Annotated in this window: 12 protein-coding genes and 1 pseudogene; 3 read left to right on the top strand and 10 right to left on the bottom strand. The window is 69.5% G+C overall.

Annotation, left to right across the window (positions count from 1 at the left end; all coding sequences use genetic code 11):
* Positions 1 to 39: 39 nt before the first annotated feature.
* Genes ACIQOE_RS38785 through ACIQOE_RS38770 form a run of 4 tightly spaced genes read right to left on the bottom strand, consistent with a single transcriptional unit; the run spans position 40 to position 5,980 of the window.
* The gene (locus ACIQOE_RS38785; protein ID WP_401416755.1) at positions 40 to 1,308 is read right to left on the bottom strand and encodes a M15 family metallopeptidase; all 1,269 of its coding nucleotides are present in this window, start codon (positions 1,306 to 1,308) and stop codon (positions 40 to 42) included.
* Positions 1,305 to 2,786, bottom strand: coding sequence for an NUDIX domain-containing protein (locus ACIQOE_RS38780; RefSeq protein ID WP_401416753.1), 1,482 nt, complete (start codon positions 2,784 to 2,786; stop codon positions 1,305 to 1,307). The genes ACIQOE_RS38785 and ACIQOE_RS38780 overlap by 4 nt, the downstream gene beginning before the upstream one ends.
* A gap of 54 nt (positions 2,787 to 2,840) precedes the next feature.
* On the bottom strand, positions 2,841 to 3,977 hold the full coding sequence (locus ACIQOE_RS38775) for an NUDIX hydrolase (RefSeq protein WP_401416752.1): 1,137 nt from the start codon (positions 3,975 to 3,977) through the stop codon (positions 2,841 to 2,843).
* A 59-nt stretch (positions 3,978 to 4,036) separates the two neighbouring features.
* Positions 4,037 to 5,980 (bottom strand): ATP-binding cassette domain-containing protein, encoded by a 1,944-nt coding sequence (locus ACIQOE_RS38770; RefSeq protein ID WP_401416750.1) that lies wholly within the window; start codon positions 5,978 to 5,980, stop codon positions 4,037 to 4,039.
* A gap of 317 nt (positions 5,981 to 6,297) precedes the next feature.
* Here ACIQOE_RS38770 and ACIQOE_RS38765 point away from each other — a divergent pair.
* A pseudogene (locus ACIQOE_RS38765) lies at positions 6,298 to 6,543 on the top strand (hypothetical protein); the annotation flags it as partial.
* Between the two features lie 352 nt (positions 6,544 to 6,895).
* Here ACIQOE_RS38765 and ACIQOE_RS38760 read toward each other — a convergent pair.
* Complete coding sequence (locus ACIQOE_RS38760) at positions 6,896 to 7,900, bottom strand: YdcF family protein (RefSeq protein ID WP_401416749.1); 1,005 nt, start codon at positions 7,898 to 7,900, stop codon at positions 6,896 to 6,898.
* Positions 7,901 to 7,981: 81 nt separating this feature from the next.
* Between ACIQOE_RS38760 and ACIQOE_RS38755 the strand changes: the two genes are divergently transcribed.
* Positions 7,982 to 8,176, top strand: coding sequence for a zinc-binding dehydrogenase (locus ACIQOE_RS38755; RefSeq protein ID WP_401416747.1), 195 nt, complete (start codon positions 7,982 to 7,984; stop codon positions 8,174 to 8,176).
* A 388-nt stretch (positions 8,177 to 8,564) separates the two neighbouring features.
* Here the strand turns inward: ACIQOE_RS38755 and ACIQOE_RS38750 are convergent, their stop codons facing one another.
* The 3 genes from ACIQOE_RS38750 to ACIQOE_RS38740 all read right to left on the bottom strand — a co-directional run bounded on the left by ACIQOE_RS38750 (position 8,565) and on the right by ACIQOE_RS38740 (position 10,776).
* Positions 8,565 to 9,626: an NAD(P)H-dependent glycerol-3-phosphate dehydrogenase gene (locus tag ACIQOE_RS38750; protein ID WP_401416745.1), complete on the bottom strand. Its 1,062-nt coding sequence runs from the start codon at positions 9,624 to 9,626 to the stop codon at positions 8,565 to 8,567.
* A 453-nt stretch (positions 9,627 to 10,079) separates the two neighbouring features.
* Positions 10,080 to 10,295: an e9imm peptide gene (locus ACIQOE_RS38745; protein ID WP_401416743.1), complete on the bottom strand. Its 216-nt coding sequence runs from the start codon at positions 10,293 to 10,295 to the stop codon at positions 10,080 to 10,082.
* Positions 10,296 to 10,344: 49 nt separating this feature from the next.
* Complete coding sequence (locus tag ACIQOE_RS38740) at positions 10,345 to 10,776, bottom strand: helix-turn-helix domain-containing protein (protein ID WP_351327029.1); 432 nt, start codon at positions 10,774 to 10,776, stop codon at positions 10,345 to 10,347.
* A gap of 101 nt (positions 10,777 to 10,877) precedes the next feature.
* On the opposite strand from ACIQOE_RS38740, the gene ACIQOE_RS38735 reads away from it, so the two are divergent.
* Positions 10,878 to 11,729 (top strand): alpha/beta fold hydrolase, encoded by an 852-nt coding sequence (locus ACIQOE_RS38735; protein WP_401416742.1) that lies wholly within the window; start codon positions 10,878 to 10,880, stop codon positions 11,727 to 11,729.
* A gap of 48 nt (positions 11,730 to 11,777) precedes the next feature.
* On the opposite strand, the gene ACIQOE_RS38730 is transcribed toward ACIQOE_RS38735, so the two are convergent.
* Together ACIQOE_RS38730 and ACIQOE_RS38725 are read right to left on the bottom strand one after the other, a co-directional pair.
* The gene (locus ACIQOE_RS38730; protein ID WP_401416740.1) at positions 11,778 to 12,332 is read right to left on the bottom strand and encodes a hypothetical protein; all 555 of its coding nucleotides are present in this window, start codon (positions 12,330 to 12,332) and stop codon (positions 11,778 to 11,780) included.
* A gap of 641 nt (positions 12,333 to 12,973) precedes the next feature.
* Positions 12,974 to 13,891, bottom strand: coding sequence for an endo-beta-N-acetylglucosaminidase H (locus ACIQOE_RS38725; protein ID WP_401416738.1), 918 nt, complete (start codon positions 13,889 to 13,891; stop codon positions 12,974 to 12,976).
* Positions 13,892 to 14,173 lie beyond the last annotated feature (282 nt).

Below are 14,173 nucleotides of genomic sequence, written 5' to 3'. Positions count from 1 at the left end.
GCAGTGGGTGGCGATGGAGTGGACGGGAGCGCCGGTGGGTCAGGCCAGTTCGATGGGCCCGTAACTCGCGTGCGGCTCCCTCCGTATCAGCGCGTCGTACCGGTCTGCTGCCGAGAAGTGCCAGAACTCCGTTCCGTAATTGGTGAAGCCCGCGCTCTCCATGGCGTTGAGCAGCAGCGCGCGGTGGTGACGCGCCTCATTGCCGAGGTCCGGGGCGTATGTGAAGCAGGCCCCGTCGCTCTCCTCGGGGGAGGCGTTGACGCGGGTGCCGAGGTCGAGTTCGTGGCCGTCCTGGTCGACGAGGGTGACGTCCACGGCTGCGCCCGCGGAGTGGGGTGCGATCTCCGGCGGCGACACGTAACGGCTGGCCGCCTCGTGCAGCCGTTCAACTGTCCAGCCGGGCTGGGCGACGGCCAGCCCGTCGCGGTATTCGGTGAAGTAGCGCCGCTGGAGGGAGGGCGGCCGGTAGCCCTCGACGAACAGCAGATCGATGCCGGCGGGCAGGAGCGAGCGGGCGTGATGCAGTCGGGCCAGGACGCCCTCGCGGACGTGGGCGAATGCACCTGCCGGATCTTGCTTGCGGGGATCGACACGGAAGTCGTGGTCCCGGACGTCGACGAGCGGTTCCCCGCACTCGCGCACGGGGATCGCAGCGACCCGCGGATCGGACATCAACACCAGAGGGGGCGTCGGGGCTCCGTGTGACGGCCTGCATTGCGGCGGCGGGACGGGGGCGGCAGGGGTCAGATCTGTTTCGCGCACGATCCGCGCGATGGTGTCCTGAAGTGTGCTGTCGGCCTGGATCACGGTCTCCAGACCGCCGGGCAACAGGTCCAGTTCGCGATACCAGGAGGCGAGGTGGGTGCCGGTGACCTGTTCCAGGTAGGCGGCATCTGCCTTCGACGCGTGCCGGATCAGGGTGGTTTCCAGCGGCACGTTCAGGTAGTAGCAGCTGGAGACGCCGCGGTGGTCCCGTACCAGGGACGTGATCATGTGGCCGTAACGGTCGGCGTACATGATCCCTTCGAGCACGACGTGGAAGCCGGCGTTCAGGGCGTCACGCGCGATTCTGCCCAACAGAGCGATGTTGGCGCCGCGCGCGGTGTCGTGTTCCCTGAGAACGTTCCTGCGGATCACGTCCTGGCTCACGATCGCGATACCGCGGCCGTGGTGGTCTCGCAAACCCTGGGCCACGCTTGACTTGCCGGACGCCGAGTTTCCGCGGATCACCACAAGGCGGGTGTCCGGACGTCCGGCCGAGGTGGGAGCGGACACGCGACCGGGTGCGTCGCCGGGTGTGCCGGTCATGCCGGCCAGCCCGTCTCGCTGTACAGCTGCCCGTTCAGGATGTTTCCGATGGCCACCCGGGTGTAGGGGACGAGGTTGTCGGGCAGCGCGGCCGGGTCCCAGAATCTCCACTGGGTGCACTTGTCCGGCTCACGCAGCTCCGGCTCGCCGCTCCAGGCTCGAGCGCGGAAGAACAAGCCCATGCGCGGCCGGTCCCCGGCTCCGTCGATGTGGTGGACGACGTGCACCAGGTCGACGTCCTGGCGCTCGATGTGCAGGCCCGCCTCCTCCCAGGCCTCCCTGATCAGGCAGGCGACGGCGTTCTCCTGCTCGCAGTGACCGGCCAGGACGTGCCAGGTGGACGGAGCGAACGCTGAGTCGGGGTGGCGTAGCCCGAGAAGCACCGTTCCGTCGGGCCGCTCCAGGTAGAGATGGACGCCGATGACATTGAGGACCGTGCCGTGCGGCGAAGCTCCGTGCTCCTCGCGCGGTGCGAGCCCTCCTTTCGCCGCTGTGCTGGCCGAGGAGCCGGCCGCGTGGCGCCGTACGAGGTCGCTGGTGGTGTCTGCGATACGGAGACGGTGCAGGTCATCGGGCGGAAACCAGGCCAGCATCACCCCTTCTGTCAGGCGGAGGTCTCGCGGGTCGCCGTTCCAGCGCCCGGCGTAAATGGCGATGGGCAGGGTCGCGCCTGCGTCGTCGGTGGCGTACTCGGTTCCGAACGGGGTCAGATCGGCGAGGTCGAGGCCGGCTTCCTCGGCCAGTTCCCGCCGCACGGTGTGCTCCAGCGTGGTGTCCTGGGGCTCCCGGCCGCCGCCCAGCAGGGACCACATGCCCGGCTCCCAGATCCGGCCGGGGAAGTAGTCGCGCAGGTGGAGCAGGTACTCGCCGCGGTCGTTGTAGATCAAGGCCGAGGCGTTGGCCGTCTCCGGTTCGGCTTCCGTCGGAAGCTTGAGCAGCTTCTCGCGCAGGGTCGGAGAGGTCACCCGGTCCACGGTCCGCCACTCGATGCCGCCGACCTCTTCCTCGCGCGCCACGACCGGTGCCTCGGGCGTGGTGCGCAGGCGAAAGAGGAACCGGAGGGCGAAGTGTTGAGGGTTGGCTTCGTCATTGCCGGAGCGGGCGTCGATGTCGATGTCGATGTCGAACGGTACGGCCTCGTAGCCGGGCCATGGCGTGACGGACCCGGACGGGATCCCGGTCTTCTCATGGAGCTCTCGAAGTGCGGTCGCTGCCAGGGAGTCGTCGGAAGGCCCGGTGCGTCCGCCCGGGATGAGGACTTTCCCGCTCGCCAGGTGCACTACGTGCAGGACGCGGCCGAGCTGGTCGACGACGACCGCGCCACAAGTGACGTGTCCGGTGAAGCTGGAGCGGTTGGCGATGCCGTCCCTGGTCCGCTCCAGGACTTCCAGGAAGGCGCCGAGCGGCTCGCTCTCGTGAGGGTGGCGAACGAGATATCGGTCGACGGAGGCGCGGATGTGGTCGTACGACAGTGGCATGGGGCTACCTCACAGGGTGTGCGGCGGGAGGAATCGAGGTCGGGCGGGGTCGCGTCAGCTCAGCCGCATCCCCTCTGCGGGGATCTCCTCGACGGCAGCGGCGCGGGCGGCGGGCAGGCCCCACCGCTCACGTGCCGCCTCCATCGCGAGCCGGGCTTGGCGCACGCCGGGCGGGCCCCAGCCCAGCAGGGCGGCAGCCTGGGCGGGGGCCGTGAGGAGGCGGGCGAAGGGGCGGTCGGTGGCGGGGTCGACGGCGGCCGGCCCGATGGCAGTGACCCGTGCTGCCAGGCGCAGCCGCGCGTTGGGCCCCACGCCGCCGTAGACCTCACCGGTCTCGTCCAGCACCCAGCCCAGTCGCACCGGATCGGCCAGGGTGAGCTGGGCTTCCTCGGCGGCCTCGCGGTGCAGGGTGTCCTCGGGCGTCGCGTCGGTGCTCTCCACGGTGCCGCCTGGCAGCATCGGAAGTGCGCCTCGCGGGCCGGGGTCGGCCACGACGACGACCCGGCCGTCGGGGACGAAGCACCACGCCCAGGCTTGCCGCACGGGCAATGGGCCCGGGACGGGGCCCCGGTGCAGAGGGCTGTCCCACAAGGGCCGGTAGCGGACGTGGACGTCCAAGCGGTCCAGGGCCGGGACGTCGAGGATGTGCCGGCCGTCGGCGAGGTGGGCGGTGGCCGTGCTCCCGAGCCGGGCACGGTAGGCGGCGAGCATGATCTTCCCGTCCACGGGACGCAACCGCTGCATCGCATCCCATGTCTCCACGAAGGCGTACTCGGACAGTTCTTCGTGCGGCAGGCGGATCGCCTCCACCTGGTCGGAGGTGAGGATTCCCCCGTCGAAGACGAACCGGACCTCGCCGGGGCAGGGCAGGCCTGAGCAGAAGTCGGGGCGATTCCGGGAGAAGGAGTGGACGGCGAGCACGGCCGACAGGGGCAGATCCAGGCCCAGTTCCTCGGTGATCTCAAGTCGGCAGGTGACGTGCGGGTGTTCACCGGGTTCGACGACCCCTCCGGGCAGCAGCCACGAGTCGTCCTCGCGGTAGGTGGGGTGCACCAGCAGGATCCGGCCGGCCTCGTCGGTGATGATCGCGGCGGCGCCGAGCCACACCGCATGCCGGGATGCGGCGTACCGAGCGGCGGGCAGGGCAGCACGTGGTGAGACGTGATCCGAAGAGGAGAGGGGAGAGGTCACGTATCTATGCCTTCCGAGGCGGTGGACGGATCAGTGGGCAGCGCGGAACGGCGAGGGGGTCATGAGGAGGCGTCGCCGCTCATCCGGCGCTGCAGCTCCCACAGGGTCCGGAAGAGCCCCGGTTCCTGGGTGAGTTGCGTGTAGGTGCCCTCCTGGACGATCCGGCCCTTGTCCAGCACCACGATCCGGTCGGCGACGGCAACGTTCGTGAGCCGATGCGTGATCAGCAAGATGGCTCGGTCCTTGGCCAGTTCGCGCAGACCGGCGAAGATCCGGTGCTCGGCGCGGGCGTCGAGGGCGGCCGTGGGCTCGTCCATCACCAGCAGCGACGCCTGCCGGTGGAACGCGCGGGTGAGGACCAGGCGCTGCCACTGCCCGCCGGACAGCTGCTGTCCGCCGAACCACTCGCTGGTCAGCAGCGTGTTGAGGCCCGAGCGGAGTCCGGGAAGCATTCCCGCGGCGCCGGACGCCTCGCAGGCGGAGAGCAGGGCCGCGTCACTGGTGTCGCCCTGCCCGAAGGTGATGTTGTCGCGCATCGTGAGCGGCAGATACGTGAACTTCTGCGGCACCAGCGCGACATGCTCCCACGACCGCCATGGATCCAGGTCGGCGGTGGAGGCGTGGTCCCAGGCCACGTCACCCTCGGTGGGCAGCAGCAGCCCGCACAGCAGGCGTGAGAGGGTCGTCTTGCCGGAGCCGTTCTCCCCGACCAGCGCCACGATCTCCCCGCGCCGCACGTGCAGGGAGACATCGCTCAGGCTGTTCTCGGGGGCGCCGTCGTAACGGTAGGCGACCTCCCGAACCTCGAAGCGCTCCGGGGGCGCCGTGACGGGTGCGGTGCCGCGGGAATCGGTCATGGCCTGGCCGTGCGCGTTGTCGAGGAAGTTCTGCCAGTCCTGCACGTACCAGCCGGTGCGTACCAGGCGTGCACCGCCGTTGATGATGCCGCGCACCGAGCCGGTGGCGGTCTGGAGAGCGAAGACGGCACCGCCGCCGGCCGCCAGGCTCATCCGCCCGGAGGCCAGCAGCCAGAGCAACGCCGCCCACACCGCGGTCGAGGCGACCCCGCCGGCGGCCGCTCCGGCCAGCCCCATCCAGGCACCGGTGTTCGCGGCCTTGCGTTCGGCGGCGTTGACCGAGGCGGCCAGCCGACGGTACCGGCCGATGAGGAAGGGGCCGGCCAGGCAAGCGCGCATCTCTTCGCTGGATTCCTGGTAGGCCATGTGCCAACGCAGCTTGCCCAGCATCCGGCGCCGGCCGGAGGTCTCGAGTCCGGCGAGGTAGATCACGCGGGCGGAACGGACGTAGGCGGCGGCCTGTGGCAGGCAGGCGAGGAAGAGAAGGGGAAGAAGCAGCGGGTGCAGGACGGTCAGGACGGTGGCGCCGGCGGCGAGCGTGGCAGTGGCGGCGAGGACGTCCTGTGCTTCTTCGACGAGGTCCGGGGTGGCCTGAGCGCCACGGTCAGCGATGTCGTAAGCGTCGTTGTAGCCAGGCTTGTTGTTGGCGGCCAGTTCCGTGCCGAGAGCGGCCTCGATCATCGTCAGTTCCGCTGCCCGCCCGAGTACGGGGCGCAGATGGCCGGTCAGCCAGACCACGGTGATGCCCAGCAGGGCGCGGAGCCCTGCGGCGACGGCGATCACGGCCAACTGCGGGGCGGCGTCCCACAATCGCTCGGTGATGTCGCCCGACGCGACCAGCGCGGTGATCGTTCCCGTGACGGCCAGGAGGCCGAGAGCGGCGAGGACGCCGGTTGCGATCTGGCACACCAGCAGTCCGACAGTCGCGCCTCGGTCCACCTGCCAGGCCATCCGCACCGAGCGCCGGACGAGCGAGGGCAGGCGGCGGGCCATGGTGCGGGAGGTCAGCAGCGCACCGGCCTGGAGCCTCGACGGGTCGCGGTAGAGGAATTCCTCCTCTCGAACACCGGCCTCCTGCGCTTCGTCGTGCGGTGCGGTTCCCCTGGGCGGTTGCGGCGGCTGGTCCTGCGTGATGGCCGAGGTCATCGTTCCCCCTAGAGCGGTCGCTGCGGCAGAGTCGTGAGGTCTAACGACACGGCTGCGATATCGAACACACGTCATTCGGTCGTGCTGGGGAGCCCGCTACTTACTGTGTATCCGGACCCCGCGGGCAAGGGATCCCTGGTCTGGCTTGGACCGCCTGCATGCAGGAAATGGCCGAAACGCCGACGCCTCTACACGGCGGGGGGAGAACGGGAGTTGCTTGGGGTGGCGTCGAGCTGTTGGTCAAGGAAAACGAGGGGTGTTTGGGTCGGGGAGCTGGGCAGCATGGCGGGGTGGCTGCTGGTGCGGCTGCCCGGCGTCGGGTCTGGCCGACTGCCGATGTGCTGGCGATCTTTCGATTCCTTGACGACGAGGTCGTCGACTTCGACACCGACCTGCGGGAGTTGCAGGGGCAGGAACGGCTCGATGTGCTGTGCGGCTTCCTCCGGGAGATCGGGTGGTGGTTGGGTAAACCGGTGCTGATGGGCGCGGAGGGTGCCGATGGTCAATCGATCCTCGGCTCCGATGTCGAGACTGATCGAGTCGTCCTCCTCGTGGAGCGGTAGGTCAGGCGTCTGAGCCCGACGGCTGAGGTTGGCAAAAGGCTCCGTCGCGGAGCATGGCGAAGAGGACGTCGGTCGGGCGTCGGGCGGAGCTGAGCGGGGCCTGGGTGCGGTGCTTGCCCTGGGCCATCTTCTTGTCGGAGCACGCCCGGGAGGCCGCGTCGCCCAGGACGCTGAACGCGGGGAGGGAGAACGCCTGCCGCCACCGGAATCGGTGACACCGCCCGCTCCGGATCATGAAAAGCAAGGGGGCGGGACCCGATGCGAAGGCCGGAGACCCTTTGTGGAGTCACGAAAGTGGGTAACGAGGGCCACATGGATGGGCGTTGGTGGGTGCGCCGGTCAGGGGGTTCGATCAGTGGAGCAGGTACAGAACCGCCCCGCCGAGCAGCAGTGTGAGGCACGCGGCCAGATTCGTCCGCCAGTAGGTGACGGACAGGGCGACGAACTCGCGGATGGCCGCACTGGGCCAGTAGTAGGGGGCAGTGCGTGATCCGACGACGTTGCCCCTGACGCCCTCCCGGCGCGCGGTCACGGCGGCGCGCAGGACGTGGTAGTTGCTCGTGACGATCACGCAGCGGTATCCCGGGCACGCCTCTTCCATGATCTTCCTGCTGAAGCGCAGGTTCTGCTCGGTGCTTGTCGAGCGGTCCTCGCAGGTGAGGGATGTGGCGGGGAAGCCGCGGTCGACGAGGTAGGCGGCCATGGCATGCGATTCGGGGAGTTCCTCGTCCGGTCCCTGGCCTCCGGAGGCGATGAGCACGGGGTGACCGCCGCGCGCGGTGATCCGCTCGTGCATTCTGCGCCCCCGCTCCAGCCGTTGGGCCAGCAGCGGTGGCACCGTGGAGCCATCGATGAGTCCTGACCCGAGGACCACCACGAAGTCCGCTTTACGGTTGAGCGGCAGACGCCCGTAGACGAGGGCGTATCCGAGGAAGCAGAGGAACAGGAAGCCGGCGTATCCGGCGACGGCGGCCGCCGCTGCGGCTGTGGATGTCAGGACAGGGTCGCGTACGGCCGCCGCGGCGGCCACGAGCCCGAGCAGCACCGTCAGGCCGGCGCCTGAGAGCAATGACAGCAGGTTACCCAGGCCGAAGCCTTCCCTGCGGACCATGCCGACGCCGTTGACGAGCAGGAAGCAGGCCAGGGTGACGACGCCCAGGGTCACCACCGCGGCCAGGGCGAGGGAGATGTTCCTGGCGAGTTCGGGTCGGCGTTCCGCGAGGAGCAGCAACGAGCCGGCCACAGCGAACACGAGGAACAGGCCGAGCAGGACGGCGTTGCCGACCTTGCGCCGCTCGCGCACCACCCTTATGCAGAACAGAAGAAGCACCGCGGCCGCCGGGACGTAGATCAGCATGCGGCACATCGTATGCAGAAGCCCTGACGGCGACGTTCCCGGAAGCGCTGCCCGGTCTCCAGGTCGTCTGCTGTTGACGAGTTGGAGGGGGATGAGTGGTTGGCGACAGGCAGCAGTGGGAGCGCGGCAACGCACCGCGACCTGGTGCGTTACGTGGAAACCTATGGGATTCGCCCGGTGATCGATCGTCGGTTCGACTTCCTGGATGCCCCGGCCGCCTACAAGGCGCAGGGCGCCGGAGGACTGTTCGGCAAAGTCGTCATCGAGGTCGGCTGAGCTGTCCTCCAAGGCGAAGACGTAAGTCACAGCGATCGCTCGCACCTTCCGCGAGCCGCGCCCGCACGGGCTCTTTCGTGAGGGGCCCCGCGCTGTGCTGCCGGCGTGGCGGCGGCTGCGGGCGTTTGGGGCATCTTCTCCGGGCGCTTCTTGAAGGAGATGGCGCAGAGCCGGTGCCGTACAGGATCCGGAAGCTGAAGCCGCCCTCGGAGGGTCAGGCCGCGGGACCCTGTCGTGAGGGTGTCAAGCCACCACACGGCCATCCCTCACCTCGATCGGCTGCTGGTCCCGGGCGGGCAGGCACGAGCCGTGTGCGTCGATCCGGTTCCCGCCGCTGCTGAACCGGTGCGAGCGCTGCCTGCAGCTGAGACGGTGCGTCTCCGTGCCGTCACGGAAGGGAGGGGGCGTTCGTGGCGTCGGTGACGCGTGAACGGGCGGCCTGTTCGGGCTTGGGCGGCCGCTGCATCAGCTCAGCGGCCGCAGCGTGCAGGGAGACATTGCCGTGCATTACGGCGTCGACCACGGTGGCGAGCGGCATTTTGACCCCGTAGGCGCGGGACAGGGCGAGGACTGCCTCGGTGCTCTTGACGCCCTCGGTGGTCTGCCTCGTCGCGGCGGCGGCCTCGTCCACGCTCAGCCCGCGGCCCAGGTGTGCGCCGAAGGTGCGGTTGCGGGAGAGCGGGGAGGTGCAGGTGGCGACCAGGTCGCCCATCCCGGACAGGCCGGCGAGCGTGCTCGGGTCGGCGCCCATGGCGACGGCCAGGCGGCTGCTCTCCGCCAGGCCGCGGGTGATGAGCGTAGCCGTGGCGTTGCCCCCGAGACCCATCCCGGCGGCGATGCCTACGGCGAGGGCGATGACGTTCTTCAGCGCACCGCCCATCTCACAGCCGATCACATCGGTGCTGGTGTAGGGCCGGAAGTACGCGGTGTGACAGGCGTCCTGGAAGCGATCGGCGACCGTCTCGTCGACGCAGGCGACGGTGGCGGCCGCGGGCTGTTCCTCCATGATCTCGCGGGCCAGGTTCGGGCCCGACAGCACGGCGACCCGGCTCAGGGGAATGCCGGTTACCTCCTGGATGACCCCGCTGGCGCGTAGCCCGGTGCCGCGCTCGATGCCTTTCATCAGCGACACGATCACTGTCCGCGGCTCGATGTACGGAGCCCACGCGGCCAGGCACTGGCGCAAGGACTGCGCCGGCACGGACAGCACGAGGTAGTCGGCCCCCGCCAGCGCGGCAGCCGGATCGGTCGTGGCCGTCAGGGACACCGGCAGTTCGATGTCCGGGAAGTACCCCTGGTTGCGATGCACGGTGTTGACGGCGTCGGCGATCTCACTGCGCCGGGCGTGCAGGACGACGCTGGTGCCGGCGTCCGCGAGGACTTTCGCGGCGGCGGTGCCCCAGGACCCGGCCGAGAACACTGCCGCACGGGCGGACTGGCGCTGGCTCACGTGAGGGCCCTCTCATCCGGTCCACGGCCGCCGTCGCCGCGACCGGGCCCGGTCATGCTAGCGGCCTCGAAAGCCCTTGCCGGACGCCGGACGCCGGACGCCGCAGAGTCGACAGGGGTGCGCGCCGTGCCTTCAGCGCAGGAAGCCGACAGCACGCGGAGGCCACGTCGTTCTGCGTGTCGCTCTCTCCGGCTTGGCGCGCCGGGGCGTCCGCGCGGCGGATGCGCAGCTGGAGCATCCGTTCCCACGTGTCCGTCTCGTGTGGCGGCCCGTCGTCGTGCTCGACGACGAGCCTGCCCGATTGGCGACTTCGTCAAGGTGGAGGTCGGTGTCGTGCGGTACCGCCCCGGGTACTTGGCCGTGGCCAGCCGCGATGACGAGCGCGGCTGCGTCTTCGTCGGCCCTGCCGTCGGCGCGGCTCTGCTCATCCGGCGTCGGAGTCGAACACCGGCCTCACAAAGCGACAGGCCGGTACGCCAGAGCCTGATCGACTACTTCATCCGCGGAAAGCTCCCGAGCCGGCGGCCAGAAGATCAATCCGCCGACATGACCGGTCGGGCATGCCGGCGCTCTGTCGAGCCGGTCCAGCCAGCCGTCCGCCTCATCGTCCGAGGCGTAGTCCGCTTGCATGATCCGCTGCGCGACCGCGACCGCCTCCGCGCGACTCATCCCCACAGCACTCACACGCCCCGCCGTCGGCTCACCCTAGAGGGAAGTGTCAACGCCCGGACAGGTCCTGGTCGGGGGTTGATGTGTCGGCGAGTTGATTGCTGCGGTCTATCTCCGGCATGTGTGTCTCGGCCCAGACGCGCAGGGCGGAGAGCGGGATTTCCAGGGACAGGCCGAGTTCGGTGAGCCGGTAGTGGACGGCCGGCGGCACGGTGGGCTCGACGCGGCGGGCGACCAGGCCGTCGCGGACCAGACTTTGCAGGGTGACGGACAGCATCTTCTGGGAGATGCCCGGGATGAGGCGCCGCAGTTGTGCGAATCGGAGTTCACCCGGGGCTGCTTCGGCCAGCATCTTGACCGTCATGGACGTCCACTTGGTGCCGATTCGGTCGAGCAGCTGGCGGGTCGGGCATCGTGGATCGAGCAGGTCACCGCGCTCGCCGGGGCGTCGGCTGGAATTGCCGGGCTTCGATGTGGTCACCCGTGGCTCACCACCTGAGGGGAAAGTGCCGTCTTGGACGGACCAGGTTAGTTCCCTAGCGTGACCACGTCACCATTCCTCACCACCTCTGGAGTCCCTCCATGCCCGAGCTGCGGCGTGTCCTCGCCAACGGTGTCGAACTGAACGTCGCCCTCTGCGGATCGGGCCCCGCCGTCCTATTGCTGCACGGCTTCCCGCACACCTGGGAGGTGTGGACGGACGTGATGGCCGACCTGTCGGGCCGTTACCGCGTGATCGCGCCGGACCTGCGCGGGTTCGGCGCAAGCAGCCGGCCAGCCTCCGGATACGACGCGGGCACCCTGGCCGACGACGCCGCGGCGCTTCTCGCCACGCTCGGCGTGTCCTCAGCCGCGGTGGTGGGCATCGACGCCGGTACCGCGCCGGCCTTCCTGCTGGCCCTGCGCCGCCCTGGTCTCGTCCGGCGCCTGGTGGTCATGGAGTCCGTTCTGGGCGCTCTGCCCGGCGCCGAGGACTTTCTTGCCGGCGGGCCGCCGTGGTGGTTCGGCTTCCATTGCGCCGAGCCCGGCCTGGCCGAGACCGTGCTGGAGGGCCACGAGGCCACCTACGTCGACTGGTTTCTGAAGGCCGGCACGCTCGGCGACGGGGTGCGCCCCGCCCTCCGGGACGCTTTCATTCGCGCCTACACCGGGCGGCAGGCATTGAGCTGCGCGTTCTCCTACTACCGGGCCCTGCCCGAGAGCGCGGCGCAGATCGAGCAGGCGCTCGCCGGTGCCCGCCTGACGGTGCCGACTATGGCGCTGGGTGCCCGGCCCGTCGGCGCTGCGCTGGAACGCCAGCTCCGCCCGGTCACCGACGACCTGACCGGACACGTCATCGAGGACTGCGGCCACATCATCCCGCTGCACCGTTCGCGCGCCCTGCTCGCGCTGCTGCGTCCATTCCTGGCAGGCGGGGATGCGACAGCAGCGTAACCGAGGTCAGGCCAGGGGCGAGCTGCCTCAGCCTGTCTGCATCGAGGTTCAGGAGGCGTTGGTCAGCTGGTGCAGGGGAGTGCCCCGTGCCCAGCTCCTGAGGCGTGGGCCGTCGATGAGGTGGGTGTTGTCCTGGCGCCGTGCCCATTGGACGTCGCGGTGAGTGAAGGTGCCCCGGTGGACCACGAGCCGCAGTGAGGTGCCCGTCTGGCGGGCGGACCGTGCGGGCTCCTCGTCGGGCAGGGGCTCGGCCACGGGACGGAAGGCCACTTCGACGCGCTGGCCCCGTCCGTTGCGCGCGCGGACCCGTGGCCGGTCCTGCCCGGTGGGCGGCGGAAGGACCATCCAGCCGTCCCGACGCAGCATCCGGGAGACGGCCAGGACGAGCCCGTCCGTGTCCAGTTCCGCGAGTTCCTCAGGTGTGTAGTGCCCCAGGCGGCGACGGGCCAGTGGGCGATGGTGCCGGACCGCGGCCGGGGTGACAACTGCGAGGAGTGCCAGAGCCGCCACGAGCACGCCGGGTCCGAGTGCGCGGTAGGCCTCGGCGACGCCTGCCGCCACCCCGCACACCACCACCGTGACGCCCGCGAACGCGGGCAGCACTTCCCGCAGGCTGGGCCCGTAACGCCCTTGGTCGCGCAGTGCACGGATCGCGAGTCGCCGCCGGTTACGGCGCGACGGTCCCTTTTCGGCCTCTGGTCCCCTCCATGTCACCCGGGTCGGCTCCTCCCACCCCGCGTGCACCGACGTGCCTGCCGGAGGGATACCCACCTGTGAGGTGCCGCTGGTCCGGAAGGCGGGATTCGGCCAGGAATCCGGCCGAAGTCTTTCGGCGCATGTCACCGGCAGGACAGGAGAGGCCGCTGATGCCTCGAGGGCGCGTCCGTCTCGCCAACTCGGCCCCAGGCCGCCGGGATTCGCAGGAGTGGTTCTGCTCCAGCGGTCACTCGTACGCGACGGGCTCCTCGGCCCTCGCAGGCCATCCGTGACCGGGCAATCCCGAAGCAGAACGTCGGCCGGCCTCGGGCAGTGTTCGTGACGTTGACTGATGCCGGCCGGCTACGGCTTCGCGAAGCGCACGACCAGAGAACAGGCTGGCACCGTGGTGCAGCGCAGGCCACGGCCCTCTGCGACGACCGCGCCCTCGACAACGTTGTCGAAGGCGCGGTCTGCCCGAGGCGCAGCCCTACAGGAAGCGGTGCGTCGCCCCGAGGGGGCAGTGGCTGCCAGGAAGCGTGATCTGGCTACGGCGTATAGCGGGCGTCACTGCCGTACAGCTCCCTGGTGAAGGCGGAGACGTCGGCGCTGCGGTCGGCGGCGTCGAGGTTGTACGTCAGGTAGACGCCGTACCCTTCGCTGACCGTGCGGCGGGCGAGGCTGGCGGACGTGCTTTGTGAGGTTCCGCCGATTTCGACGGCTGCGGGCGACAGTTTCGACTTGGGCAGTGCGATGCCGGGGACCTGCCAGGTGCCGTAGTACGGGTTCCAGGCGTAGTCGAACTTGGAGGAGATGTTGACGCCGCCGTAGGACAGGCGCGATGCGGCGGGGCCGATGTTGTAGAGGCTGATGATCTTGTTCGGCATGTTGGCGCGCAGTGCCGATACGAGGTACACGAACGAGCTGGCGTTGGGCTGGCCGGTGCCGTTGTTGCCGTACTCGGCGTACTCGTCGTCGAAGTCGATGCCGTCGAGGCCGAATTTGGCCACGGTGCCCGACAGTTGTTTCGCGAACGCGGAAGCCGCCTGCTGGGATGGGAAGTTGGCGAAGCCGGCGCCCTGGTGGTTGCCGAGTACGGAGAGGACGACCTTGATGCCCTTTTGCTGCAACGGCCGTATCTGCGTGGCGGCGTTGTCGAGGACGCGCTGCACGTTCTCGTTGAAGTACAGGGTCGCCGACTTGGTGCCCGTGTCGTAGTTGATGTTCGCTGCGAAGATCACGGCGATGTCGAAGACGTTGCCGCCGCCGTTGGCGAGGGTGTACTTGCCGACGCTCAGCATGCTGTTGTTGTTCACTTCGACGTACGCCACCGAGGTGGGTCCCTGTTTCGCGGCAGCGGGAGCCGCTGCCGCTCCGGTCGTGGCGGTCGCGCCTAAGGCGAGGGCCGTCAGGGCCGAGAGCGCGAGCACGGCCGTCCGTATTCTGCTCCGCACTGGATTGGACATCGTTGATCGGTCTCCCATCGCATGGAGCGGCGCCCGACCTGTTTGCGGGTGCCGAGAGAGCCCCCCCGGATCTTTCCGTTCCCATGGCCGGTTCCTCAGAATCATGCGGGAGCTTTTTGAGCCTCCCGGTCGTCATGTTGCAGGTGTGGGCTGGGTGGTGACGGCAGCCGTGCAGCGGACCTTTTCGGAGCTGTGATCGGGGTGGATTGCCAGGGAAACAGGCGCCCCATGGCGGCAGTTGGTCCGTTTCGAGCGCGTTTGAGATGTCGGTCAATGCCGTCG

Origin of the sequence: Streptomyces sp. NPDC091282 (assembly GCF_044757385.1) — a bacterium.
Classification (GTDB): Bacteria; Actinomycetota; Actinomycetes; order Streptomycetales; family Streptomycetaceae; genus Streptomyces; species Streptomyces gramineus.
The sequence above is the reverse complement of the archived record's forward strand: the minus strand, read 5'-3'. Positions and strand labels throughout refer to the sequence as shown.

Bases quoted from the DNA above. Each gene is read 5' to 3' on its own strand.
- ACIQOE_RS38785 (WP_401416755.1), bottom strand. From the start codon at position 1,308: ATGACCGGCACACCCGGCGACGCACCCGGTCGCGTGTCCGCTCCCACC.
- ACIQOE_RS38780 (WP_401416753.1), bottom strand. From the start codon at position 2,786: ATGCCACTGTCGTACGACCACATCCGCGCCTCCGTCGACCGATATCTC.
- ACIQOE_RS38770 (WP_401416750.1), bottom strand. From the start codon at position 5,980: ATGACCTCGGCCATCACGCAGGACCAGCCGCCGCAACCGCCCAGGGGA.
- ACIQOE_RS38760 (WP_401416749.1), bottom strand. From the start codon at position 7,900: ATGCTGATCTACGTCCCGGCGGCCGCGGTGCTTCTTCTGTTCTGCATA.
- ACIQOE_RS38745 (WP_401416743.1), bottom strand. From the start codon at position 10,295: ATGAGTCGCGCGGAGGCGGTCGCGGTCGCGCAGCGGATCATGCAAGCG.
- ACIQOE_RS38735 (WP_401416742.1), top strand. From the start codon at position 10,878: ATGCCCGAGCTGCGGCGTGTCCTCGCCAACGGTGTCGAACTGAACGTC.
- ACIQOE_RS38725 (WP_401416738.1), bottom strand. From the start codon at position 13,891: ATGTCCAATCCAGTGCGGAGCAGAATACGGACGGCCGTGCTCGCGCTC.